The following is a 22332-nucleotide window of genomic DNA, read 5'->3' as shown; positions in this document are numbered from 1 at the left end:
GTTGATCAGTTCGCGTGAACCCCGACGGTCCGGTCTCGCGGTGTCGGCGTCGCGGATTCCGGCACGGTGATCCCGCTCCGCTCGCCGAACCACCGCAGGATCTCGACACCGGCGAGGGCCCCGGTGTCGGCGGTGATCGTGAGCCCGGGCGCCGACCAGCCGAGCGATTCCAGCTCACCGTGCCGCGGGCGGATCGCGTGATCGGCGGCGAGCAACAGGTCGGTGTCGAGCCAGCCGTCGCCGGCCGCGCAGAGCGCTGCCGAGTCGTCGAGGGTGCCGTCAGCGACGAGCCGTCGCCGGACTTCGGCGATAGCTGCCGACTTCGTCACCGGCTGCGGGGTCGCATAGATCTTGCGACCCTGCTGGGAAGCCGTCCAGCCCCGTGCGTCGCACCACTGCTGCCATTGTTCGAGGAACTCCGGCGGTTGGACCGCGGGGTCGACGACCAGGTAACAGAAGAGGTCGTCGGCGGTCCGCAGAGCGGTGACCCAGGAGTCGTCGATGCGTGTTCGGAGTTCGTCGCGGACCTCGTAGAGGGTGGCGCCCGCGCGGGTCACCTCGCGGTCGATGTGCGCACGCCATTCCGGATCGTCGGCGCCGTCGACGAGGATCCGGCCACCGTTGCTGACCACGGCGTGGCGAAATGGGCTGCCCGGCAGCTCGATCCGGGCAAACTGAGCCGGGGTGCGAGTGGTCGTCGGTACGACGACGACCTCACGTGCCAGACGGGTCATCAGTTCGACGGCGGTCGTGGTCATGTACGACAGCGGCGCGTCGCGGTAGATCTCGACGCACACGGTCTCCAGGGTCGCGAACTGCTCGTCGCCCATGGCGGCGCGTGAGTAGATCATGGTCCGGTCGAGATCGGTGGCGACCAGCGCGTTCACGAGTCCTCCTTGATGAGCCCGACACACGAGTACGCGAGATCGGGCGAGACCTCCACGGGCACATCTCGTTCGGCGGCGAGCAACCGGATGTGGCGATGTTCGGGCAGATCGTCGGCGCGCACCAGGATGCGCCACGGTACGCGACGCAGCAGCACCCGCGTCGTCTCGCCGACGCCGGGCTTGACCAGGTTGATCGACGACAGGCCGTACTCGGTCTGGATCTGCTCCACGGAGCGCCAGCCGGACCAGTCGGGCCGGCGTGACTCCGGCGTCATCGCCGACACCGTCGCCCGAACTCGGTCGGCGACTGCATCGAACTCGGCGCTGACGGTGTCCAGGAACAGTCCCGAGACATCGAAGTCGGCGAGATGGCGGTAGAACTTCGCTCCGTGGAACTCGCCCGGACCGATGTGGTCGGCATTCAGGACGGTGCGCGAGACCAGGCCGGAGACAGTGGAATTCAGGCAGGCGGAGGCGATGAGGAAGTCGTCCCTGGTGCCGAACAGGGTCGTGCAGGAGCCGGAGTCGGCCAGCACCGCGAGTTCGTCGTGCAATTGCGGCCGCCCGGTGCGCGCGTACTCGTCGACAGCGGCGGTGAGTTCGCGCTGGATGGCGCCCTTGCCGGTCCAGCCGTCGACGAAGACGACCGACTCCGCCGGGTGCCGCGCCATGATGTGATCGAGTGCGACGGTGTCGATCCCGCGTGCGCGCACGATCGAGATCGTGTAGTGCTGGGGTTCGATGCCGTGGACGGCCGCCATCCACCGTCGGATCAGGATGCCGACCGGGGTGCCGGCCCGCGCCAGCGACACCAGCGTCGGCGTGGAATGCCGCTCGGCCAGAATGAGTTCGGACACCACTCCGACGGCTTCCGCGAGCCGCTGGGCGGAAGACCGTAGCGTCGCATGGAAGAGTTCCTGGTACTCGCGGCCGGGTTGGTACTCGATCGGCAGCGACTCCGCATAGTGGGCCTGACCGGACTGGATTCGACGTTCCCGTTCGCGCAGTTCACCTTCCAGCGCCACGTCGGACAGGTCTTTGAGCAGCCAGGTGACTTCGTCGGCCGCGTACGAACCGAACTCCGGTCCGCACAGCGGTGGTGTGGTGGTGGCGATGTCCATCAGCGCACCGCCTCTCGGGTTCGTGCCAGGGCAGGCTGGTCGGTGGCGGGCAAGACGGCCAGCACCACCGGGTGCCCGGCGGCGGTGAGGACGTCGACGAGTCCACCGGGCGCGCGTAACTCATCGGTGTCCGCCGGCGAGTCGACGATCAGGACGACCTGCGGGTCCGGATGGTAGACGGAGGACACGTTGTAGACATAGCGCGGCGTCTCCGGATCGGGTTCCGGTGCGGTGAACCGGAATCCGCGCCGGAGCGGATACCCCGGGACGTCGTGCACCTGGGCCGGCGACCTCGTGGTGGTCTGGTATCCGGTGGCGAAGCCACGACGCTCCAGCGACTCGGCGATGCACAAGGGTGCGTACATCAGTTCCTCGTGCCCGATCACGACAACCGGGCGCCGCGGATCGAGTTGTGCCGCCACGGTGTCGGCGGCCGCGGTCGCCGCTCGCCGGAAGCCCGTCGAGTCGGTGCGGAGAATTCCGTGCCTCCCGCCGTCGGGAACTGCCGCCGGCCAGTCGAGGGCCACCGCGACCAGGCCGCCGCGCCGGGCTGCCGCCGGGTTGAGCTCGTCGGACCCGAGCTGCCACACCGCATCGAGGAGGTCCGGGGGAAGGGTGATCGAGCCGTGCGCGAGCGCCACATAGGCGACCTCGACGCCGAGTTTCGCTGCGAGATAATCGCATTCGGACTTCTGCGCGGGCGTACGCATGTCGACCAGGGACGCCACGACGAACCGCTTACGGGGACGGTCCGCGACGATGGCCTCGATGGCGCCGAGCGCGGTCTTGCCGGTGGAGATCTCGTCGTCGACCAGGATCAGCACCTCGTCCGGCGTCACGGGGTCGAGAAATGCGGGATCACTGGGCTGCAGCAGATGCGTCGTCGCGTGCGAGTGCCCCTCCTCGAAGGTTCCTGACACCGTCACGCCGGCTCGTCTGCGCCGCGTCGAGTGCAGATACCGGGACGCGGAGATGCGTTCGGCGACACAGTGTCCGAGTCCGGTCGCGGTTTCGGCGAAGCCGAAGACGGCGGCGTCGCGTGCCGCATTCGCACCGATCTCGGCGATGATCGCGGCGCCGAGATCGTCGGCGGCGCCACGGACGATGGCGGGCGAGGTCGTGATGTGCTTGCCCAGCACGGTCGAGACCAGCAGATGAGCACGGCGTCGGTTGTGGCGCAAGCCGAGTGAGACGAGGTCGCGGACCGCGTGACCCGGAGTGTCGCCGACGTCGGCGATCTCGACGCCGAAACATTCGGTCACCCAGTCGATGCCGACGGTGTCCGGATCGTTCACGAGTTGGCCGGCCCGGGCGAGGCGAGCGCGGTGAGCAGGTCGACGAACGAAACCCCCTGGCGGGTCACGCCGAAGGCGGCAGCGCGATCGATGACCCGCAAGGCCCAGTTGCGGTGGGGCTTCAGCTCGTTCATCTTGTTGCGGTACGACGACGCCCGTACCCCGCCGGACTCGCCGGCCAGGATGTCGAGTGCATCGTGATACTCCTCGTGGGTGACCGCCGACAACGCGTGCACCGCGGCGACATGCGCGGGGTGGATGACGGTCTTGCCGTGCAGGCCGTTGGCGCGGTCGAGGGTGATCTCGCGAAGCAGACCGTCCATGTCGCGGCTGACGAGCTGCTGCCGGAAGTAGACGGCGTCGTTCTCGCGGAACGGCGTGTGACGCAACATGGGCTGGAACATGCGCTCGTGGTCGGCGAAGTACTCCCACACCGGCCCCGTCACGACGAAACCGCTCTCGTCGCTGCGGCCGAGATGGTTGACGATGCCGGCGATCACATCGGCCGCGACCCGGACGTCGTAGATGGTCAGGTCACGATCCCGGCGGATGCCGAAATGACTACAGATGTCGGTGGCCCCGATGCGCACGGCGAGCACGTGGTCGCGGTGCGCGCTCAGGAGCGACGCGAGGGCGGTCAACTCGTCGTCGCGGGTCTCGCGGTGCACCACCGCGGCCGACTCGAGAACCGGCATGACCCAGAGGTGCTTGTCGAGGATCTGTCCGGCAGCGGCAACGGCGTCGAGCGCCTCGGGTGCACTCTCCGACGAGAACTTCGGGATGACGAACCCGGTCAGCACCGACGGGGTGTCGAGCGCGGTGGCGATCGGCACTATCCGGTCGGCCGACCGCGGACGGACGAACAGCAACATCGGCCGGCACGGGTTCGCGGCGATAGCGCGCAACGCGGCCACGGCGTGCTCGATCGCCTCGGCCTCCTCGTCGTCGGCGACCGCGTCCTCGAGGTCGATGACCATCGAGATCACACCCTCGGCGCGGCGTCGGCGGATGACCTCGGCAAGATCGGGCCGGGTTGCCGGGACGTACAGGGTGGCGCCCAGCGCGACGGCGAGCCGCTGCGCCGGCCAGGTCGGCTCGATCGGCTCGGGCTGCCGGTGGAACAGGGAGTTCGAGACCGACGGCTCCAGGTGGTCGAAGTGCCGGATCGTCCCGGGCTCGAGACCGGTGTCGTCGTGTCGTGCAGTGGTGGTCATCCTGCGGCCACCTGTCCTCTCATCCGCGAAACGATCTCGGTGATCCGGTCGTCCACCGCACGCAGCTGCGTCAGGTAGCTCCAGTAGTCGGGGTGGATGCGATCCAGAACCCCTTTGGCGCGCTCGATCCGGTCGGCCTGAGCATCGAGGACCGAGCCCCATTCGTCAACCAGACGGTGATTGACCGCAAAGAGCTGGGCGTCGCGCAGGCGGAAGCGCACGCGCTGCTCCGCGCCCCGCGGGTCGGCGCGCACCTCCCGCAGGAGTCGCAACCGGTCGAGCACGGCGTCGACGGCCTTCTCCGCGACGGCCAGGTCGTCGCGGGCGGCGTCGGCGCGGCCGATGGCCTGGTCGGGGGCAGCATCGACCATCGCGCGGGCGGCCGCGAGCTCGGCGTCGGCGTGTTCGAGCCGTTCGTCGACGACCGAGCCGTTGCGCTGTAGATCGAGGGAGCAATCGGCACTGAACTCCCGGCGCAGCGCCGAGAGCGTGTCGGGGAGTTGCGCGCTCCGGGTGGACACCGCGCTCCGGCGCGTTTCCACCGAACGGATGACCTGCTGTGCGCGGTCGGCGAAGGCGGGGGCCTCGGCGAGAAGTTGTTCGAGGCGGCGCGCCGAACTGAGTACGGCTGCCGCGGCGGACTGCCGGTCACGCAGCCCCGCGTCCTGGTCGAAAGCCGTGAGCGCACGCGCGAGGTCGTCGGTGGCATCCGACACCGATTGCAGTCGTGCCACCGCCGGTGCGGCGTTCTCCAGGGCGGTCATCACCCGGTTGGCGGCTACCCGGGCCTCGTGGTCCTGGGCGTCGGCGGCCCGTACCGTGGCCCGCGCCCGCTCGAGGGTCTCGGCGTTGGCCTGGGCGAAGTCGCGCATGGAGGCGGTGATCGACCGCAGCGCCTGTGTCGACCGGTCGAGATCCCGGGGGTCGACGCGTGTGCCGGCCGGCGGGGACACCAGCCGGAGGTAGTCCGACGTCGCCTGGGCGTGGTGCTCTCGGATGTCCGACCACGAGGCGCGCAGGCGCGACCGCGGGTCGAGGGCGGCGGTCACCGCGACGGCCGGATCGATCTCGGCCAGGACGGATTCGGACTCCAGGAACGCCGCCGTCATTTGTTCCGATGATGCAGGTGGCGCGGAATTCGTGCGTGAATCGTTCCCGAACCAACGACGTACGAAGTTTCCGGGCACCACTCGATGCTATCGGCTATTTTCATCTCGGTATGAGGCCGGATTCCCCGGCTCACGGCGAGCTGGGCTGCCGAGATGCCGGCAGGTGCCGCGGTGCGGGGATGGCGTCGGGAGACGAACGAGGGATGGTCGATCGGCGGCCTCCCCACGGCGCGAGAGAGGCACGTCGAATGCAGTTGGTACAACGGTCCAAACGCGTGGTGGAAGCCAGGCTGAACAACTCCGCGGTCCGCGCGATCAGCGGGTCGATGGTCGCCTACGAGGGACAGGTCACCTTCAAATCGGCGGGCTTCGGCGGCGGCGACGGCGTGCTCGCGGGCCTGAAGCAGCGGGCCACCGGGGAGGCGCTGTCGCTCATGGAGGCCTCGGGCAACGGCATCGTGTACTTCGCGCACAACGCCGCCGAGACGACCGTCATCGAGCTCAACAACGAGACCCTGCAAGTGGAGTCCGAGCAGCTGATGGTGCTCAACGGCAACCTGCAGACCAATGTCACCTTCGCCGGTCTGCGCGGAGCGTCGTCGGGTCAGGGTCTGTTCACCACGACGGTGAGCGGCCACGGACAGATCGCACTGTTGTCCAACGGCGGCCCGCTCATCCACCTCGAGGTGTCACCGCAGTATCCGCTCGTGGTCGACCCGGACGCGTTCGTCTGCGCCCGCGGCCAGTTGAGTCAGTCCTTCGTCACCGATGTCTCCTGGCGGTCGGCGCTGGGACAGGGTGGCGGAGAGGCGTTCTCGTTGCGCTGGGATGGCAGCGGCGTCGTGTCGATCCAGCCGGCCGAGCGGTGAGGGTGAGGTAGCGAGAATGTTCACCAAGGTCAACAGCAAGGTCGTCTCCGTCGACATCGGCCGTACCGGGCCGGTCGTCGCACGACGCGGGGCGATGCTCTTCTACAAGGGCAACGTGCACTTCCAGCCCCACCAGATCGCGGGAGCCGGCGGTATGGGCGGCGGGATGCCGGGACTGGGCGGCATGGGCGGCATGGCCGGCCGGATGCTCGCCGGCGAGCACGAGTCGACGATGATCGCACAGGGGCACGGCGAGGTGCACTACGGCTTCCTCGGCATCGAGGTGCACGTCGTGGATCTCGCGGCGGTCGGCGGCACGATCCGGGTCGAGGCGTCGCGGCTGCTCGCCTACGCGGCCAATCTGCAGGCCTCCGTCGTCTCGGTCGCCTCACAGGGCGGCGGTGGCGGCGGCGGTGGCGGCCTGTTCGGTGCATTGCGGTCCGCTGCTGCCGGAGCCGTCACCGGTCAGGGCATGTTCACGACGCAGCTGTCGGGTCCGGGTTCGGCGGTGCTGCTCGGGCACGGCGGGGTCTTCGAGCTCGAGGTGTCCCCGGCCAAGCCGCCGGTGACCGTCGACCCGCAGGCGTTCGTCGGGTCGGCCGGTCAGGTCAACGCCAGCCTGAGGTCGGCGATGAGCTGGCGCAACGTAGGCCGAACCGGCGGCGAGGCAATGCAATTGGAGTGCTCCGGACAGGGCATCGTGTACGTGCAGGCATCGGAGGAGAAGCTATGAGCCAACTCAACACCGTGTGGAGTCCGATGAACTTGCCGTCGGACGACAACGTGCCGGACAACAACTACTCCTTCTGCATCGACCTCAACCAGCCGTGGTTCATGTCCAAGGGCGCGATGATCGCCTACTACGGTCAGATGCAGTTCACCGCACTGACCCAGGGTCTGCAGGGAAACATGCTGCAGATGGTGGCGCAGCAGTTCTCCGCCCCGCTGTACCTCGGTGACTACGTCGTCGCCGAAGGCCACGGCAAGCTGATCATCGGCGACCGCGGATACGACATCAACGCTTACGACCTCGAAGACGGCAACCTCACCATCCGGGCAGCCAATCTTCTTGCCTTCCAGCCGAACCTGTCGCTCAACCAGTCGATCGTGCCGGGGTTCCTGACGCTCATCGGCACCGGTAAGTTCCTCGCGTCGTCGAACGGCCCGGTGATGTTCGTCGAACCGCCCGTGCGCGTCGATCCCGAAGCGCTTGTCGGATGGTCGGATTGCCCGTCGCCCAGTCACCACTACGACGAGGCGTGGGTCAACGGTTTCATCGCGGCCGCGGGCCGGCGGATGGGGTTGAACTCGGGCGAGGAGCGCCAGTTCGACTTCACCGGCGCCGGAACGGTTCTCGTGCAATCGAGCGAGAAGGTGCGCGACGACTCGTCGGTCCTGCGCACCATCCAGGGCCATCTCCCGGGCATGTCGGTGCCGAGCCTGCACCAGATCAACCAGCAGATCACCCAGCAACTCGGGCAGCAGCAGGGCTGAGTCCGGGTCGTCGAACCAACTGCGCCGCAGGACCTTCGGGGTCCTGCGGCGCAGCTGTTTCTCCGCTCCCTAATCCGAAGGGCGACATAGCCACTGCTCCTTGAGCCTGGATATTTCACTGATGTTGCTGGTGTTCGGCGTGTGATACGCGAAAGTGCCTGTCTGCCTTGTGATTATTGATTCACCACAAACAAATAGTCACAAGAAGAAAGGCACCTCGCAGGTGAAGAATAACGTGTATCCCGAGTTGACGGTGGACCCCACGCGCACTGAGTCGGTGCTGACGACCTCGGGCGGGGTGTTGCTGACGAAAACCGTGCAGGTCTCGGGCCTGGGAGCCGAGCTGACCGCGGCGATGGCGCCGTGGCGGACCGCGGCCACGGTCCATGATCCGGCCAAGATCGTGCTGGATCTGGCGCTCACCTTGGCGACCGGTGGTGACTGTGTGGCCGATGTGGCCACAGTCCGGGCTCAGCCACAGTTGTACGGGCAGGTGGCCTCTGATCCGACGATTTCGCGGGTGATCAGCAGGCTGGCTACCGATGTCGAGGCGGTCAGTACCGCGATCAGCGCGGCTCGCGCCGCGGCGCGGGAGCGGGTGTGGGGCATTGCCCGCCCGTTGGAGGGCACCGCGGGCAGCATCGATGGCGGGCTGGTGATCGTTGATCTCGATGCCACGACCGTGACCGCAGGATCGGCCAAAGAACAGGCCCAGACAACGTATAAGCGGGTGTTCGGGCATTCCCCGATGTGTTCGTTCGTCGACCACGGCGCCTTCGGCACCGGGGAAACACTGAACCTGGACCTGCGGCGTGGAGGTGCCTCACCCAAAGGTGCGGACATGCACATCGCGGCCCTCGAGGCGGCGTTGGCCCAGCTGCCCGCCGCTGAACGCGCCCAGGTGCTCATACGTACCGATTCGGCCGGGTGTGCCAAAAAGTTCCTGGCCCACCTGACCGAGCAGAATCTGCAGTACTCGGTCGGGTTCACCATCTCCGAACTGGTCAAAGACGCATTGGACGTGCTGCCTGAGGCCGCCTGGGTGACCGCGATCAACACCGACGACGCCGATCCACGAGCTGATGCCCAGGTCGCCGAGATCACCGACCACATGCCGCGCTCGGTCCGTGACACCGAAACCGCCTACGAGCCCTGGCCACCCGGGATGCGGCTGATCGCGCGCCGCGAATATCCCCACAACGGAGCCCAACACCTCATCACCGACATCGAGGGCCGCCGCTACACCGTGTTCGCCACCAACACCCGCGGCCGCGGCTGGACACTGCCGATCCTGGAACTGCGTCACCGTCAACGTGCCCGCGCCGAAGACCGTATCCGCTGCCTCAAAGACACCGGCATGGCCAACCTACCGTTCGACTCATTCGCCAAAAACCAACTGTGGCTCGATATCGTCGCCCTGGCCTCCGACCTCATTGCCTGGACTCAAACCCTCGGCTACCACCGCCACGACCCCATCCGCCGCTGGGAACCCAAACGCTTGCGCCACCGCCTGTTCACCGTCGGCGGCAAGATCATCACCCACGCCCGCACCACCACCCTGCGACTACCCACTGACTGGCCCTACAACCACCACATACGCCACGGCTGGCAACGCCTCACCGCCTAACCAGCCCCTCGGTCACCCGCGCCCGGTCACCGCCGCCCACCCCACCTCAGAACCCGAACAACCAGCGAACCCAACGCTGGCGATCCACCCTGCCCACACACCAGCACCAACCATCAAAAGGCGACACCGACAACCGATCGGCGAAACCCTACCCACCCGTGAAAGATTCAGGTTGAGGTGCGAGGAGCGAAAGCCGCCGGGCCGAGCAAGCGACGAAGGAGCGCGTCGAGGTCGACGAGCCTCGAAGGGCCTGGCGACTCAAGTCACCAAACCCTTCGAGGCTCGCTTCGCTCGCACCTCAGGGGACAGGGGGAGGCGTTTCGCTCGTACCTAAAGGAGGGAGGCGTTTCGCTCGCACGTCCCAGGAGCGCGCTTCGCTCGCACCTCAGCTCAGCGAGCGAAGGGTCAGATGTTGACCTTCTCCTCTTCGCCCTTCGCCGCGAGGCGGTTGCGTCGGACGATGCTGGAGATCAGTGCGGCGATGATCAGCGCGACGCCGATCAGGCCGGTGATGATCTCGGGGACGTGGGTGCCGATGGAGTACAGCAGGATGAACGCCAGCGCGCCGATCGCCCAGTGCGCTCCGTGCTCGAGGTACACATACTCCGACAGCGTGCCCTTGCGCACCAGGTAGACGGTGAGCGAACGGACGAACATCGCACCGATGAGGCCGAGGCCGAGGGCGATGATGATCGGATCCGCCGTGATGGCGAACGCGCCGATGACGCCGTCGAACGAGAACGACGCATCGAGGACCTCGAGGTAGAGGAACAGGAAGAAGCCGGCCTTGCCTGTCGCCTTGGCCAGGTCCGACGGGCCTGACTTTCCGTTGGTCTTCTCGATTGCCGCTTTCTCCGCGGCGTCGGTGCCGGGCTCGGCCGCTTCGTCATCTTCCGCGGTCTCGACGTTGAAGTACTCACCGAGGCCGTTGACCAGGATGTAGGTGATCATGCCGAGTGAGCCGGCGATCATGACCGTCGACCGCTCGTCGGGCGCGGCGATGTAGGTCGCAGTGAGGACGAGAAGCGTCATGGCGATGACGACCTCGAGCATCTCCAGCTTGCCGATCTTCTCGAGCGGCCGCTCGATCCAGGTCAGCCAGGTGAGCTCCTTCTGCTCGAAGACGAAGCCGAGGAACAGCATCAGCAGGAACATGCCGCCGAAGGCCGCGATCTGCGGGTGGGCGTCGGTGATGATCGTCTCGTAGCTGGGATCGCCGTTGGGGAAGTACGCCGCATCGTTGGGCGGCGGGTTCAGTGCGAGGTCGAGCGCCTCAACCGGGTTGAGACCCGACGCGAGCCACACGATGACCAGCGGGAACACCAGTCGCATACCGAAGACGGCAATCAGGATGCCGATGGTGAGGAAGATCTTCTGCCAGAACTCGCTCATCCGGCGGAGGATCGTGGCATTGATGACCGCGTTGTCGAAGGAGAGCGAGATCTCGAAGACGCCGAGGATGGCGGTCAGGATCAGCGCTTCGACGCCGCCATAGAGGAAAGCGATGATCAGCGACACGATCGTCACGACGACCGAGAGGCCGAAAATTCTTACTACCACTGGCTTGTGGCCTTTCTAGGGTGCGTGGAAACCAGCCGACCGCATTGTCGGAGAGGAGTGGTGACGCGCGGATGCCGCACCCGTTCGACAACGGGTGCGGCATCCACAAGCACGTTCAGGCGGACAGCCGGAGTCTACGAGAGACTCAGACGTTCACACCGAAGTCGCGGGCGATGCCCGCGAGACCCGAGGCGTAGCCCTGGCCGACCGCGCGGAACTTCCACTCCGACCCATGACGGTACAGCTCACCGAAAACCATCGCGGTCTCGGTGGAGGCATCCTCGCTGAGGTCGTAGCGGGCGATCTCGGCGCCGCCGGCCTGGTTGACGACGCGGATGAACGCGTTGCGGACCTGGCCGAACGACTGCGACCGTGCGTCCGCGTCGTAGATCGAGACGGGGAAGACGATGGAGTCGACGTTCGGCGGAACGCCCGCGAGGTCGACCTTGATGACCTCGTCGTCGCCCTCGCCCTCACCGGTCAGGTTGTCGCCGGTGTGCTCGATCGAGCCGTCGGGCGAACGCAGGTTGTTGAAGAAGATGAAGTGCTGGTCGGAGAGGACTTTCTTGTCCGCGCCGAGCGCGATGGCGCTGGCGTCGAGGTCGAAGTCGGTACCGGTGGTGCTTCGGATGTCCCAGCCGAGGCCGACGGAGACCGCAGTCAGGCCCGGAGCCTCCTTGCTCAGCGAAACGTTTCCGCCCTTGCTCAGGCTCACGCCCATGGTTTGCGCCTTTCTGTTGGTACGGGGTCTCGTGATGTCCGATGTGCCCGATACGGGCCACTCGGAGCAATCGACAACACTCTATGTGAAGGGTCTGGCGCGGTCACTGATTTGGTTGGATGACCTGCGCGTTCGCCTCGCCGTGAGGCTCGCGGCGGCAGCGGTTCACCCCGATGCTCCATGTGTTCACGACGAAGACCGCCCACCGGCGGCATGGCCGTCGACTCGAAGTCGTCGGCCGCCTCCGATGGGCGGTCTTCGTCGGATCTGTCGTAACAGGGACTCGCCGAGGCTCAGGCCTCGATGATGAACTCCTCGAGCTGTTGACGCGCGACGTCGTCGGCGAGCTGCTTCGGCGGGGACTTCATCAGGTAGGCCGAGGCCGGGATGACCGGTCCGCCGATACCGCGGTCCTTGGCGATCTTGGCGGCGCGCACGGCGTCGATGATGATGCCGGCCGAGTTGGGGGAGTCCCAGACCTCGAGCTTGTACTCGAGGTTGAGCGGCACGTCGCCGAAGGCGCGACCCTCGAGGCGGACGTAGGCCCACTTGCGGTCGTCGAGCCACTCGACGTGGTCCGACGGGCCGATGTGGACGTTCTTGTCGGCGATCTTGCCGGCCAGCGGACCGTTCAGGTTGGAGGTCACGGCCTGGGTCTTGGAGACCTTCTTCGACTCCAGACGCTCACGCTCGAGCATGTTCTTGAAGTCCATGTTGCCGCCGACGTTGAGCTGGTAGGTGCGGTCGAGGGTGACGCCGCGATCCTCGAACAGCTTCGCCATCACACGGTGGGTGATGGTGGCGCCGACCTGGCTCTTGATGTCGTCGCCGACGATCGGGACACCGGCGTCGGCGAACTTCTGGGCCCACTCGGGGTCCGAGGCGATGAACACCGGCAGGGCGTTGACGAACGCGACGCCTGCGTCGATGCAGCACTGGGCGTAGAACTTGTCGGCCTGCTCGGACCCGACCGGGAGGTAGCTGACGAGGACGTCGACCTCGTTGTCCTTGAGGGCCTGGACGATGTCGACACCGGAGCCGTCGGCCTCGGTGATGGTCTCGAGGTAGTACTTGCCGAGGCCGTCGAGAGTGTGGCCGCGCTGGACGGTGACGCCGGTCGGCGGCACGTCGGCGATTTTGATGGTGTTGTTCTCGCTCGCGAAGATCGCGTCGGACAGGTCGAAGCCGACCTTCTTGGCGTCGACGTCGAACGCGGCGACGAACTCGACGTCGCGGACGTGGTACTGGCCGAACTTCACGTGCATGAGGCCGGGAACGGTGGAGCTCTCGTCGGCGTCCTTGTAGTACTGCACGCCCTGCACCAGGGATGAAGCGCAGTTTCCTACGCCCACAATGGCAACGCGCACCTTATTGGGCTCACCCATGGTCGGGTTCTCCTTCTTCTCGCGGCATCGCAGTCGTTCGCTGCGCAACCGGTGTTTTCCGTTGCTCGGGTTCGTCGAGCTGTTCGTCCCGGCTCGGCGTCGAGTCCGGGTCTTGATGTTCGTCATCGGCTCGTCCGGTGGAGGCCGTGGGCCGCCCCGGATCGAACGGTGACCGTTCGCCGTCGGCGAGGTCGTCGTCGAACTGTCCGTCGAACGGGTCTGGCGACCCGTCCTGCTGGGAGCTCTCGGCCGCGATCAGCTCGTTGAGCCAGCGGACCTCGCGTTCGCTGGATTCGAGGCTGAGCTGATGCAGCTGACGGGTGTACCGGTCGACGGCCCGGTTGGACCGCCCGACGATCTCCCGCAACCCTTCTCGACGCTCCTCGACCTGCCGCCGGCGTCCCTCGAGGATGCGCATGCGCGCGACCGCCGGGGTGCGGCTGAAGAACGCCAGATGCACACCGAAACCGTCGTCGGTGTAGTTCTGGGGTCCGGTGTCGGCGACCAGCTCCGCGAACCGTTCCCGGCCCGCGTCGGTGAGCTGGTAGACGCGCCGGCCTCGCCGCACCTTCACGCCCAGGGGCGTCTCCGGTTCGTCGATGAGGCCGTCGGCCTGCATGCGACGCAGCGTCGGGTAGAGCGATCCGTACGAGAACGCACGGAAGGCGCCGAGCAGGCCGGTGAGCCGCTTGCGCAGCTCATAGCCGTGCATGGGGGATTCGAGAAGCAGTCCGAGAATGGCCAACTCGAGCACTTCGCCACCCCCTTCGCGGTCCTGCCGATGACTGTCACTACTTCCTCGGATCGATGTGCCGGCACGCTCTGACGAGCCGACACCTCGTTCCGATGTGTTTGCCAATGTATCGCACCGATATAACCGTGTCCACGAGCGGTCGGTCGGCGGGAGGACGGACACGCGACGACGCCACCACGCGGCGATCGACCATCCCGGGTGTGGGTCCATCGGACCCGCGTGCCGAACCCCGTCGGCCCGACGCCCCGGCGGAGACCACGTACCCTGAGAACCGTGCAACGCCAGATCGTCGACTACGCCCTGCAGCGGCGCGCTCGGCTGTCCTCGGTCCACGCGGGCCGGACCGCGGTTCCCGAGGTCTGCGATGCGAGCCCGTATCTCCTGCGCGCCGCGAAATTCCATGGTCGGCCCAGCACCACGATGTGCCCGATCTGCCGAAAAGAGCAGGTCACGCTGGTGTCCTGGGTGTTCGGCGACCGGCTCGGTCAGGTGAGCGGGTCGGCGCGCAGCAACGAGGAGATCGCCCGGCTCGCGACGACCGCCGAGGAGTTCTCGGTGCACGTGGTCGAGGTGTGCCGGACCTGCAGTTGGAACCATCTGGTCCAGTCGTACGTTGCCGGGCTGCCGCCGCAGACCACGCGTCGCTCCCGACGCGTGGCCAAGTAGCGCGCCGGCCTGCGGTTTTTTGCCCGGGGCGGTGGCCTGCTGTCACAGTGGAGCGGCACGAGGCCAGAGAAGTTGACCGTGCTCGCCGGATGACGAATGTCCGTGCGACCCGGTAGGAAGGTGGACGATGAGCGAGGCACGTGGTTCTTCGCCCACGCCGCGACGCACCGGAGTCCGACCCGGTCCGGGCGGCGGCGGTCAGAACAGAAGTCAGACAGCGACACGACACCGACGGTTCGCGTGGGCGCTGGGGATCGTGGGCGCCATCGTCCCGGCGATCGTGCTGGTGCTCATCATCGCGTTCGCGGCCACCTACTTCACCGCCGAGATCCCCGAACCGGAGGTGAGCCAGAAGGCCACCATCGTCGACACGTCCGGGCGGACCCTCGCAGACGTCACCTCGCCCGACGGCAACCGCACGGTCGTCCCGTTCGACGAGATCCCCGAGACGATGAAGCAGGCGATCGTCGCCGCCGAGGACCGGGAGTTCTGGACAAACAACGGCTTCTCGCCCCGCGGCCTGTCCCGCGCCGCCATCGGTCAGATCACCGGCAACCAGACCGCCGGCGGTGGCTCGACCATCACGCAGCAGTACGTCAAGAACGCGATCGTCGGTGACGAGGTCAGCTACTCCCGAAAGTTCAAAGAGCTCGCGATCGCCGCGAAGATGAACGACCGGCACGGCTGGTCGAAGGAGAAGATCCTCGAGGCCTACCTCAACACGATCTACTTCGGCCGGGGCGCCTACGGCGTCGCGGTGGCCGCGCAGAAGTTCTTCAACAAGTCGATCACCGACAAGCGTCGCGCCGAGCGCAACCCGCTCACCTTCGAAGAGGCCGCGCTGCTGTCGGCGGTCATCCGCGCACCGTCCTACTACGACCCGGACACCAACCGTGAGGTCACCGAAGCGCGCTGGCGTTACGTCCTCGACGGCATGGTCGCGACCGGTGCGATCACCCGCGCGCAGGCCGACAACGCGATCTTCCCCAAGACCGTCAAGGCGCGTGTCAGCGACTCCGACGAGACCCCCGGGCCCAACGGTCTCATCAAGCGACAGGTCCTCGCCGAGCTCAACCGCATCGGCATCACCGACAAGCAACTGCGGACCGGCGGTCTCAAGATCAGCACCACGATCGACCCGCAGGTCCAGAACGGCGTCGTCCAGGCGGCCTGCCGCAAGAACCGGATCTACAAGTGCCCCGAAGGTGAGCTGAACGGCGAACCGGATGATCTGCTCGCGTCGGTGGTATCCATCGATCCGCAGACCGGCGGGGTGCGCGGTTACTACGGCGGCGACAACCCGGGCGGCTGGGACCTCGCCCAGGCGGGCCTGCAGACCGGGTCGTCGTTCAAGGTGTTCGCGCTCGTCGCGGCGCTCGAACAGGACATCCCGTTGTCGAAGACCTACAGCTCCGCGCCGTTCCAGGCCAGCGGCGGACTCACCGTCGAGAACTCCGACGGTGAGAGCTGCGGTACCTGCAACCTCGCGACGGCGATGAAGATGTCCCTCAACACGGTGTACTACCGCCTGATGATGGACCTCGACGGCGGTGCCCGGGCGGTCGCCGACGCCGCGCACCGCGCGGGTGTGGCCGAGTCCTTCGGCAACATCGAGCACACCCTGCAGGAGGCCAACGGCGAGCCCGAGGGCGGTGTGGTCCTGGGCCAGTATCAGTCCCGGGTCATCGACATGGCCTCGGCCTACGCCACGCTCGCGGCCTCGGGTGTCTACCACGAGCCGCACTTCGTCCAGAAGGTCGTCGACGCCAAGGGGCAGGTCCTCTACGAGCGCAAGACCGAGGGCAAGCGCGTCTTCCCCGCGAAGGTCGCCGACAACGTCAGCGCGGCGCTCGAACCGGTGGCGGCGTACTCCAACGGCAACTCGCTCTACGACTCCTCGCTCGGTTCGCGGCCGTCGGCGGCCAAGACCGGCACCGTCCAGCTCGGCGACACCGGGCAGAACAAGGACGCGTGGATGGTCGGGTACACCCCGCAGCTGTCGACCGCGGTGTGGGTCGGCACCAGCGACGGCACCGCCCTGACGAACTACAACGGCGCGTCGATCTACGGCAGCGGCCTGCCGTCGTCGATCTGGAAGTCGGCGATGGATGCCGCGCTCGAGGGCAAGGAGATCAAGCAGTTCCCCGAGCCGGAATCGGTCGGCGGCGTGGCGGGCGTGCCGTACGAGGCGCCGGCCACCACGTACGCGCCGTCGCAGCCCCGACGTGGGCCTTCCATACCGAACTTCGACATCCCCGACCAGGGCGGTGACGGCAACCTCACCCTCGCACCAGGCGTGACGATCCCGATCCCGGGCGCTCCGCGCAACGGCGGCGGTGGTGGCGCCGGCGGCGGGAACAGCCCCGGTGGTGGCGACGCCGGCGGTGGCGACGGTGGCGACCTCGGCGGCATACCCGGCGGCGGTGGAGACGGTGGCGGAGGAGTCCCTGAACCGCCCATCGGCTGACCCGGACCCGGCCGACTCCGCGGCGAGCGGCTCCGAACCCGTCTGGGACAGCCCTGCACCACTGGCGATCGATCAGCGCGTCGATGACGCGCGCGTCCTCCCGACGCGCACGGACGGTCTGGTGCGAGAAGCGAGTTCGCTCGTCGGTGGGCCGGTCGGGGCACACGCCGTCATCGGGCGGGGTCGGCGTCTGACACCGCTGCGAGTGTTGTTCGCGCTCGCGTTGTGCGGACTCGCGCTCGGCTGGTTCGGCAAGGCCGGGTGTCTGCAGCAGGCGCCGGCCGACTCCGGGGCCAACGGCGCGAGCGCCGAGATGCGACTCGACTGGGACGATCAGCGCCAGTTCACCAACCTCTGCTACTCCGACGTGATCAGCCTGTTCGGGGCGGAACGCCTCAACCGGGGAGCGCTGCCCTACCGCGACTTCTGGTTCCAGGAGGGCTCCGAAGGCGAGACCATCAAGCGGTACATGGAGTATCCGGTCGTCACCGGGATGTTCATGTACGGCGCGGCGCAGCTGACGCAGGGCTGGGTCTGGGCCGAGGCCAACTGGGGTGTCCCCGGCGCGCTCGACGTCGTGCTGTTCTTCACCATCGCCGCCCTGGCGTTGGCGGCGTTCTGGCTCGTGACCGTCTGGGCGACGGCCCTCACCGCGCGAACCCGCATGTGGACGGTATGGCTGGTGGCGCTGTCCCCCCTCGTCGTCGTCCACGCGTTCACCAACTTCGACGCCATCGCCACCGCGGCCGTCGCGGTGGCCCTGCTGGCCTGGTCGCGGGAGAAATTCTGGGTGGCCGGCCTGTTCATCGGGCTCGGCGCGGCCGCGAAGCTGTATCCCGCACTCCTGTTGGTGGTGCTGGGTGCGCTCTGTCTGCGCAGCGGGAGAGTCCGCGAGTTCGGGATCACGGCTGCGACGGCGATCGGCGCCTGGCTGGCGGTCAACCTGCCGATCCTGATCCCGTTCCCGACGGGGTGGTGGGAGTTCTTCCGATTCAACGGCGATCGGTCGGCGGACCCCGACACCATCTACCGGATCGTGGCCGACTCGGCTGGTTTCACATGGAACATCGGTTATCTGAACGCGTTGTCGGTGGGTCTGACGGTCGCCGTGATCGCGGCGGTGGCCGCGATCGGAATCCTCGCGCCGCACCGACCCCGCGTGGCCCAACTGACCTTTCTCGCGGTGGCGGGCTTCCTGCTGGTGAACAAGGTGTGGAGTCCCCAGTACTCGCTGTGGCTGGTTCCGCTTGCCGTGCTTGCCGTCCCGCATACTCGACTGCTGCTGGCCTGGATGACGCTCGACGCCCTGATCTGGGTGCCGCGGATGAGTCTGTTCCTCGAGGCCGAACGTCGCTGGCTTCCCGACCAGTGGTTCACCGCAGCCGTCGTGCTCCGCGGACTGATGGTGCTGGTCCTCTGTGCCGTCGTCCTCTGGCAGATCTGGCATCCGCGCGACGACCTCGTCCGCCGCGGGAACGACGGCCGATGGTACGACGACCCGGCCGGTGGTGTCCTCGACGGTGCTCCCGACCGGATCGGCCGCCGGGCGAGGACGCTCGGCACCGCGGATGGTCCTCGGGAACCGGCCCCGGTGGGCGGATGACGGTCACCGAACGCGACGGAACCGAACCGGGCCCCGCTGCGTCCAAACGACCATGAAGCACACCACACTCGCTCTCCCCGACGATCTCACCGACTGGCTCTCGGCGGGCGACCGGGCCGCCGAACTGCACTCCGACACCGTCGCCGTCGACCGGCAGTGGTGGACGGACGCGCTCGCCGAACACGGACTCCCGGATTCGTTGCTCGGCAACAAGATCAGCAGAGCAGACCTGTTCGCGCTGGGGTCTCGGGCCACCGACTCGCCCGACGACGCGATTGCGTTGCTGTGGAACGTCGTCGCGTTCTGTCTCGGCCGCCGCACCTCCGACGGCAAGAAGCGGATCGCCGCGGTGTCCGCCGACCGGAAGTACCTCGGCGGGCTGCTGAGAGACGCGGCCGAGACGGGCCGCGAGGAGCCCGGCGCGGCGTATGCGATGCTTCGGCCCGACAAGGGCGGCAACATGATCGAGCGTCTGGGTCCGGCCGGTTTCACCTGGTTTCTCTACTTCGCGGGCGCCGGGGAGCCGAAACATCCGAGTCCGGTCCTCGAGAGCAAAGTGGCCAGGTCGCTGCGCCGTGCCGGCTGGCGGGACCTTCGCGAGTCGACGTGGACCGCGGCCGACTACGTCGCCTACTCGAAGGTCGTCGACGGGTGGCGTGCGGATGCGGGCATCGACCGCAACGACGTCATCGTGCGGGGCCTCTTCGCCATCTCGCCGCCGAGCGGCTGGGATCATCCGTGGCAGGCATGGGAACGACAGACGTGGGAACGCGAGAACTGGGTGAGGGGACCGTTGACGACGGACGACCTGCGCGCCGTACACCGCTGGCTGTCCACGCTCGCCGCGCTCACCTCCAGATCGGCTGCCGCACACGAGGAGTTCGAGCGGCTGGGGCACAAGATCAACACCGCACTAGGAGGCGAGGTCGGTGAGATCAGGGCGTCGCTCGAGGGCGATCGCTACCGGCACTCCTACCACGGGGAGTACTGACGGTTGGGTGACCGCTCCGGTGGGTAATGACGGATCATGTCGGATACCGCACCACACATCTCGGACGACACCGCGGAAGCGGTCGGCAAGGTGGGGGAGGCGCTCGAGTACATCGAGCGCGCCCGCGGCCACCTCTATTCGTTCCACCAACTCATCGGACGCGGCGATCTGCTGCTCGGCGAAGCAGTGGACGAATTACGAAAGGCCGGACACGGGGAGTTTGCCGACGAGTTGTCCACCGAGTTGGTGGGTCGCAACGTTCTCGAGGGGCGCTGGACATTCCAGGTCGTCGAGGAATTCGACGACACCTACTGGGGCCCGTTGCGTGAGTACGTCAACCGGGTTCGAGCCGACCTGACCGACGGCCAGCGACACGTGCACGAGGCGCGGATGAAAGAGGACCGGCGCACCCAGGGCCATCCCGAGCACACCGCGAATCCCTAGGTCTCAGACAGAGATTCGTTGTAACAGGCGATCTCTCGCCGACGGCCACTCGTCGTCGGTCATCGCGTACAAGGCGGTCGTGCGCCAGCCGTCGCCGAATCGGCGGTGCTTGCGCAGCAGACCCTCGAAGTTGGCACCCAGTTTGGTGATCGCGGCGCGGGACTGGGTGTTGTTCTCGTGGGTGTGCCAGGTGAGGCGGACGGCGCCGCGCTCCTCGAACGCATGGCGCATCAGCAGGAACTTGGCGGTGGGGTTCACCGCGGTTCCCTGGACGCGTTCGCTGTAGAAGGTGTACCCGATGCACGCGGCCCGGTTGGCCTCGTCGATGTCGTAGAAACTCGTCGACCCGACGACACTGCCGTCGGTGTTGTCGACCACGGCGAACGCCACCCGGGAACGGAGCGCGGAGTCGACGAACCGACAGGCGCTGTCCTCGTCCGTCGGCACTCCGGGGACCCACCGGAATCGGGTCGGGTCGTCGACCACGCGCGCCAACGGTCCGATGTCCTCGATGCTGATCGGTCGCAACGTGACTCGTCCGTGCACCAGGGGGCCGGTCGCCAACCAGGAACTCATGACGAGCCTCTCGCCATCGCGTCTCGCGGCGGGTGCCGGGGTGCGTCAGCGGACCCCTGATCGGTGGCATCGTGCACGTGTGCGGCCACCCGGGAGGCCAACGGTTCCCGGAGCGGGGTCCGCGGGAGGGTCACGATCAGGTAGGCCAGCAGGGCGGCGTGCACCCACACCGAACCGGCGACGCCGGTGACGATCCACCACGGCAGCGGCTCGCCGGCATCGCGGATCGGGAACAGCCGGAAAATCGTCAGGTCGAGGGCGAGGTCGGTGAGCAGATACGTCAGGATCACCGACCACCGCACCTTCATCAGAACGAAGAACGGCAGGATCCAGAGCGTGTACTGCGGGGAGTGGACCTTGTGGAACAGCATGAAACCCGCGAGCATCGCGCCGCTCACGCCGATCCAAGGGAAGGTGCCGACGCGGTCGAAGCGGCGCCACCCGAGGTACATCGCGACCGCGAACGTCGTGAGGATCAGCAGCGGCGACAGCACACTGACCAGCGAGTGGTAGGTGTCACCGGTCCCGGTGAGATAGCGCAGCCCCCAGTACCAGATGGAATTGGTGTCGACGTCGGCTCGTCGTCGACTCTGGAACGACAGCGCCGCCTTCCACCCGTCGAATCCGAGCACCATGAACGGCAACTGGATCGCGACCACGGTGACGACGGCAGCGCCCGCTACCCAACCGGCGCCCGTCCAGTCGAGACCGCCGCGGGCGTCTCGTCGTCGTTCGACCATGCGCGCTCCGCCGGCTCCGCGGGTGAGAACGTATGCCGCCAACGGCAATACGAAGATCCCCGGGTAGAGCTTGAGGCAGAATCCGATCGCGAGCAGAACTGCCGCGATCACCGCGCTCGTACGAAGCGGCAGTCGTCGTCGACGGGTTACGGGGTGGTCCGACCCGCCCCACGCCATCACGGCGACGGCCCCGACGGCGGTGGCGACGACCGGGAGCTCCCAGTTGTGGAAGGAGTACAGCACCAGAGGAGGCGTTGCGGCCCAGAGCAACGCCCACCAGCGCACCATCGATGCGAGCAGCACGGTGATCGCGAAACCGAACGGCGCCAACAGGAGCGCCGACTGGGTGAAGAACTCGGTGTCGGTGTCGGCGCCGACCGCACCGACGAACATGAGCACGCCGGAGAGCACCGGATATTCGACGACGCCACCGAACAGAGTCCCGTCCGATGTGATCCCACCGTGGATGTAGGGAAAGACGTGCGTGTTGATGTCGCGACCGAGCCAGAGATACATCAGGTCCGAGTAGCAGGGGATCACCGCGTCCGGATCGCCGGTCGGCCAGTTGTCGCTACGTCCGAGTGCATCGAACGGGGCGCCGCCGCACCGCAGCTTCGCCTGGAAACTCCAGAACATCGTCGCGGCTGTCGCCAACACCGAGACGAGGACGATCACGGCCGTCTCACCACGGCCGGAGAGCCGCGCCGACCACCGGCCCGGGGTTGTCCGCCGCTCCGACATGGGCAACAGCGTAGGTGGTCTCATGATGTGTCGCCGAGGCGGCCCGCGACCACGGATTTCTCTGCGAA

General features: G+C 67.3%; 20 protein-coding genes. 9 read left to right on the top strand and 11 right to left on the bottom strand.

Annotation, left to right across the window (positions count from 1 at the left end; all coding sequences use genetic code 11):
• Nucleotides 1-5 precede the first annotated feature (5 nt).
• The 5 genes from GR168_RS22255 to GR168_RS22235 are packed head-to-tail and all read right to left on the bottom strand — an operon-like array spanning nucleotide 6 to nucleotide 5626.
• Nucleotides 6-887, bottom strand: coding sequence for an HAD family hydrolase (locus GR168_RS22255; RefSeq protein WP_238994971.1), 882 nt, complete (start codon nucleotides 885-887; stop codon nucleotides 6-8).
• Nucleotides 884-2008: a cysteine protease StiP family protein gene (locus tag GR168_RS22250; RefSeq protein WP_078112506.1), complete on the bottom strand. Its 1125-nt coding sequence runs from the start codon at nucleotides 2006-2008 to the stop codon at nucleotides 884-886. The genes GR168_RS22255 and GR168_RS22250 overlap by 4 nt, the downstream gene beginning before the upstream one ends.
• On the bottom strand, nucleotides 2008-3303 hold the full coding sequence (locus GR168_RS22245; protein WP_159371698.1) for a phosphoribosyltransferase family protein: 1296 nt from the start codon (nucleotides 3301-3303) through the stop codon (nucleotides 2008-2010). Before GR168_RS22245 ends, GR168_RS22250 begins: the two co-directional genes overlap by 1 nt.
• The gene (locus tag GR168_RS22240) at nucleotides 3300-4517 is read right to left on the bottom strand and encodes an HpcH/HpaI aldolase/citrate lyase family protein (RefSeq protein ID WP_078112508.1); all 1218 of its coding nucleotides are present in this window, start codon (nucleotides 4515-4517) and stop codon (nucleotides 3300-3302) included. The genes GR168_RS22245 and GR168_RS22240 overlap by 4 nt, the downstream gene beginning before the upstream one ends.
• Entirely contained in the window at nucleotides 4514-5626 is a 1113-nt protein-coding gene (locus GR168_RS22235; RefSeq protein ID WP_159371697.1) for a hypothetical protein, read from the bottom strand. Before GR168_RS22235 ends, GR168_RS22240 begins: the two co-directional genes overlap by 4 nt.
• Before the next feature lie 248 nt (nucleotides 5627-5874).
• Between GR168_RS22235 and GR168_RS22230 the strand changes: the two genes are divergently transcribed.
• From GR168_RS22230 to GR168_RS22215, 4 genes are all read left to right on the top strand, one after another.
• The gene (locus GR168_RS22230) at nucleotides 5875-6495 is read left to right on the top strand and encodes an AIM24 family protein (RefSeq protein WP_033204169.1); all 621 of its coding nucleotides are present in this window, start codon (nucleotides 5875-5877) and stop codon (nucleotides 6493-6495) included.
• 16 nt (nucleotides 6496-6511) lie between these two features.
• On the top strand, nucleotides 6512-7228 hold the full coding sequence (locus GR168_RS22225; protein ID WP_159371696.1) for an AIM24 family protein: 717 nt from the start codon (nucleotides 6512-6514) through the stop codon (nucleotides 7226-7228).
• Nucleotides 7225-7989: an AIM24 family protein gene (locus GR168_RS22220; protein WP_058252893.1), complete on the top strand. Its 765-nt coding sequence runs from the start codon at nucleotides 7225-7227 to the stop codon at nucleotides 7987-7989. Before GR168_RS22225 ends, GR168_RS22220 begins: the two co-directional genes overlap by 4 nt.
• Nucleotides 7990-8212: 223 nt before the next feature.
• Nucleotides 8213-9616 carry an IS1380 family transposase gene (locus tag GR168_RS22215; RefSeq protein WP_343213066.1) on the top strand — a complete coding sequence of 468 codons (1404 nt, stop codon included), beginning with the start codon at nucleotides 8213-8215 and terminating at the stop codon, nucleotides 9614-9616.
• Between the two features lie 405 nt (nucleotides 9617-10021).
• Here the strand turns inward: GR168_RS22215 and GR168_RS22210 are convergent, their stop codons facing one another.
• The 4 genes from GR168_RS22210 to GR168_RS22195 form a co-directional block, all read right to left on the bottom strand.
• Nucleotides 10022-11176: a DUF475 domain-containing protein gene (locus GR168_RS22210; protein ID WP_078112510.1), complete on the bottom strand. Its 1155-nt coding sequence runs from the start codon at nucleotides 11174-11176 to the stop codon at nucleotides 10022-10024.
• Between the two features lie 145 nt (nucleotides 11177-11321).
• Nucleotides 11322-11897 carry a TerD family protein gene (locus tag GR168_RS22205; RefSeq protein WP_058252891.1) on the bottom strand — a complete coding sequence of 192 codons (576 nt, stop codon included), beginning with the start codon at nucleotides 11895-11897 and terminating at the stop codon, nucleotides 11322-11324.
• Between the two features lie 293 nt (nucleotides 11898-12190).
• Nucleotides 12191-13282: an inositol-3-phosphate synthase gene (locus tag GR168_RS22200; RefSeq protein WP_065629492.1), complete on the bottom strand. Its 1092-nt coding sequence runs from the start codon at nucleotides 13280-13282 to the stop codon at nucleotides 12191-12193.
• Nucleotides 13275-14036 (bottom strand): PadR family transcriptional regulator, encoded by a 762-nt coding sequence (locus tag GR168_RS22195; protein WP_078112529.1) that lies wholly within the window; start codon nucleotides 14034-14036, stop codon nucleotides 13275-13277. Before GR168_RS22195 ends, GR168_RS22200 begins: the two co-directional genes overlap by 8 nt.
• 273 nt (nucleotides 14037-14309) lie before the next feature.
• On the opposite strand from GR168_RS22195, the gene GR168_RS22190 reads away from it, so the two are divergent.
• The 5 genes from GR168_RS22190 (at nucleotide 14310) to GR168_RS22170 (ending at nucleotide 20207) form a co-directional block, all read left to right on the top strand.
• A complete protein-coding gene (locus GR168_RS22190; RefSeq protein ID WP_159371695.1) occupies nucleotides 14310-14702 on the top strand; it encodes a DUF5318 family protein in 393 nt (130 codons plus the stop codon).
• Nucleotides 14703-14829: 127 nt separating this feature from the next.
• Nucleotides 14830-17169: a transglycosylase domain-containing protein gene (locus tag GR168_RS22185; RefSeq protein WP_159371694.1), complete on the top strand. Its 2340-nt coding sequence runs from the start codon at nucleotides 14830-14832 to the stop codon at nucleotides 17167-17169.
• Between the two features lie 61 nt (nucleotides 17170-17230).
• Nucleotides 17231-18772 carry a glycosyltransferase 87 family protein gene (locus tag GR168_RS22180; RefSeq protein WP_238995111.1) on the top strand — a complete coding sequence of 514 codons (1542 nt, stop codon included), beginning with the start codon at nucleotides 17231-17233 and terminating at the stop codon, nucleotides 18770-18772.
• 52 nt (nucleotides 18773-18824) lie between these two features.
• Nucleotides 18825-19763 carry a hypothetical protein gene (locus GR168_RS22175; protein WP_058252886.1) on the top strand — a complete coding sequence of 313 codons (939 nt, stop codon included), beginning with the start codon at nucleotides 18825-18827 and terminating at the stop codon, nucleotides 19761-19763.
• Nucleotides 19764-19799: 36 nt separating this feature from the next.
• A complete protein-coding gene (locus tag GR168_RS22170) occupies nucleotides 19800-20207 on the top strand; it encodes a hypothetical protein (protein WP_058252885.1) in 408 nt (135 codons plus the stop codon).
• Nucleotides 20208-20210: 3 nt separating this feature from the next.
• On the opposite strand, the gene GR168_RS22165 is transcribed toward GR168_RS22170, so the two are convergent.
• The gene (locus tag GR168_RS22165; RefSeq protein ID WP_078112531.1) at nucleotides 20211-20783 is read right to left on the bottom strand and encodes a GNAT family protein; all 573 of its coding nucleotides are present in this window, start codon (nucleotides 20781-20783) and stop codon (nucleotides 20211-20213) included.
• Complete coding sequence (locus GR168_RS22160; RefSeq protein ID WP_159371693.1) at nucleotides 20780-22264, bottom strand: hypothetical protein; 1485 nt, start codon at nucleotides 22262-22264, stop codon at nucleotides 20780-20782. The genes GR168_RS22165 and GR168_RS22160 overlap by 4 nt, the downstream gene beginning before the upstream one ends.
• Nucleotides 22265-22332: the final 68 nt, after the last annotated feature.

The organism is Gordonia sp. JH63, assembly GCF_009856645.1.
Lineage (GTDB): Bacteria > Actinomycetota > Actinomycetes > Mycobacteriales > Mycobacteriaceae > Gordonia > Gordonia hongkongensis.
The sequence above is the reverse complement of the archived record's forward strand: the minus strand, read 5'-3'. Positions and strand labels throughout refer to the sequence as shown.

Coding starts and splice junctions, on each gene's coding strand:
- GR168_RS22250 (WP_078112506.1), bottom strand. CDS start 2,008: ATGGACATCGCCACCACCACACCACCGCTGTGCGGACCGGAGTTCGGT.
- GR168_RS22240 (WP_078112508.1), bottom strand. CDS start 4,517: ATGACCACCACTGCACGACACGACGACACCGGTCTCGAGCCCGGGACG.
- GR168_RS22235 (WP_159371697.1), bottom strand. CDS start 5,626: ATGACGGCGGCGTTCCTGGAGTCCGAATCCGTCCTGGCCGAGATCGAT.
- GR168_RS22230 (WP_033204169.1), top strand. CDS start 5,875: ATGCAGTTGGTACAACGGTCCAAACGCGTGGTGGAAGCCAGGCTGAAC.
- GR168_RS22225 (WP_159371696.1), top strand. CDS start 6,512: ATGTTCACCAAGGTCAACAGCAAGGTCGTCTCCGTCGACATCGGCCGT.
- GR168_RS22220 (WP_058252893.1), top strand. CDS start 7,225: ATGAGCCAACTCAACACCGTGTGGAGTCCGATGAACTTGCCGTCGGAC.
- GR168_RS22205 (WP_058252891.1), bottom strand. CDS start 11,897: ATGGGCGTGAGCCTGAGCAAGGGCGGAAACGTTTCGCTGAGCAAGGAG.
- GR168_RS22200 (WP_065629492.1), bottom strand. CDS start 13,282: ATGGGTGAGCCCAATAAGGTGCGCGTTGCCATTGTGGGCGTAGGAAAC.
- GR168_RS22185 (WP_159371694.1), top strand. CDS start 14,830: ATGAGCGAGGCACGTGGTTCTTCGCCCACGCCGCGACGCACCGGAGTC.
- GR168_RS22175 (WP_058252886.1), top strand. CDS start 18,825: ATGAAGCACACCACACTCGCTCTCCCCGACGATCTCACCGACTGGCTC.
- GR168_RS22170 (WP_058252885.1), top strand. CDS start 19,800: ATGTCGGATACCGCACCACACATCTCGGACGACACCGCGGAAGCGGTC.
- GR168_RS22165 (WP_078112531.1), bottom strand. CDS start 20,783: ATGAGTTCCTGGTTGGCGACCGGCCCCCTGGTGCACGGACGAGTCACG.
- GR168_RS22160 (WP_159371693.1), bottom strand. CDS start 22,264: ATGTCGGAGCGGCGGACAACCCCGGGCCGGTGGTCGGCGCGGCTCTCC.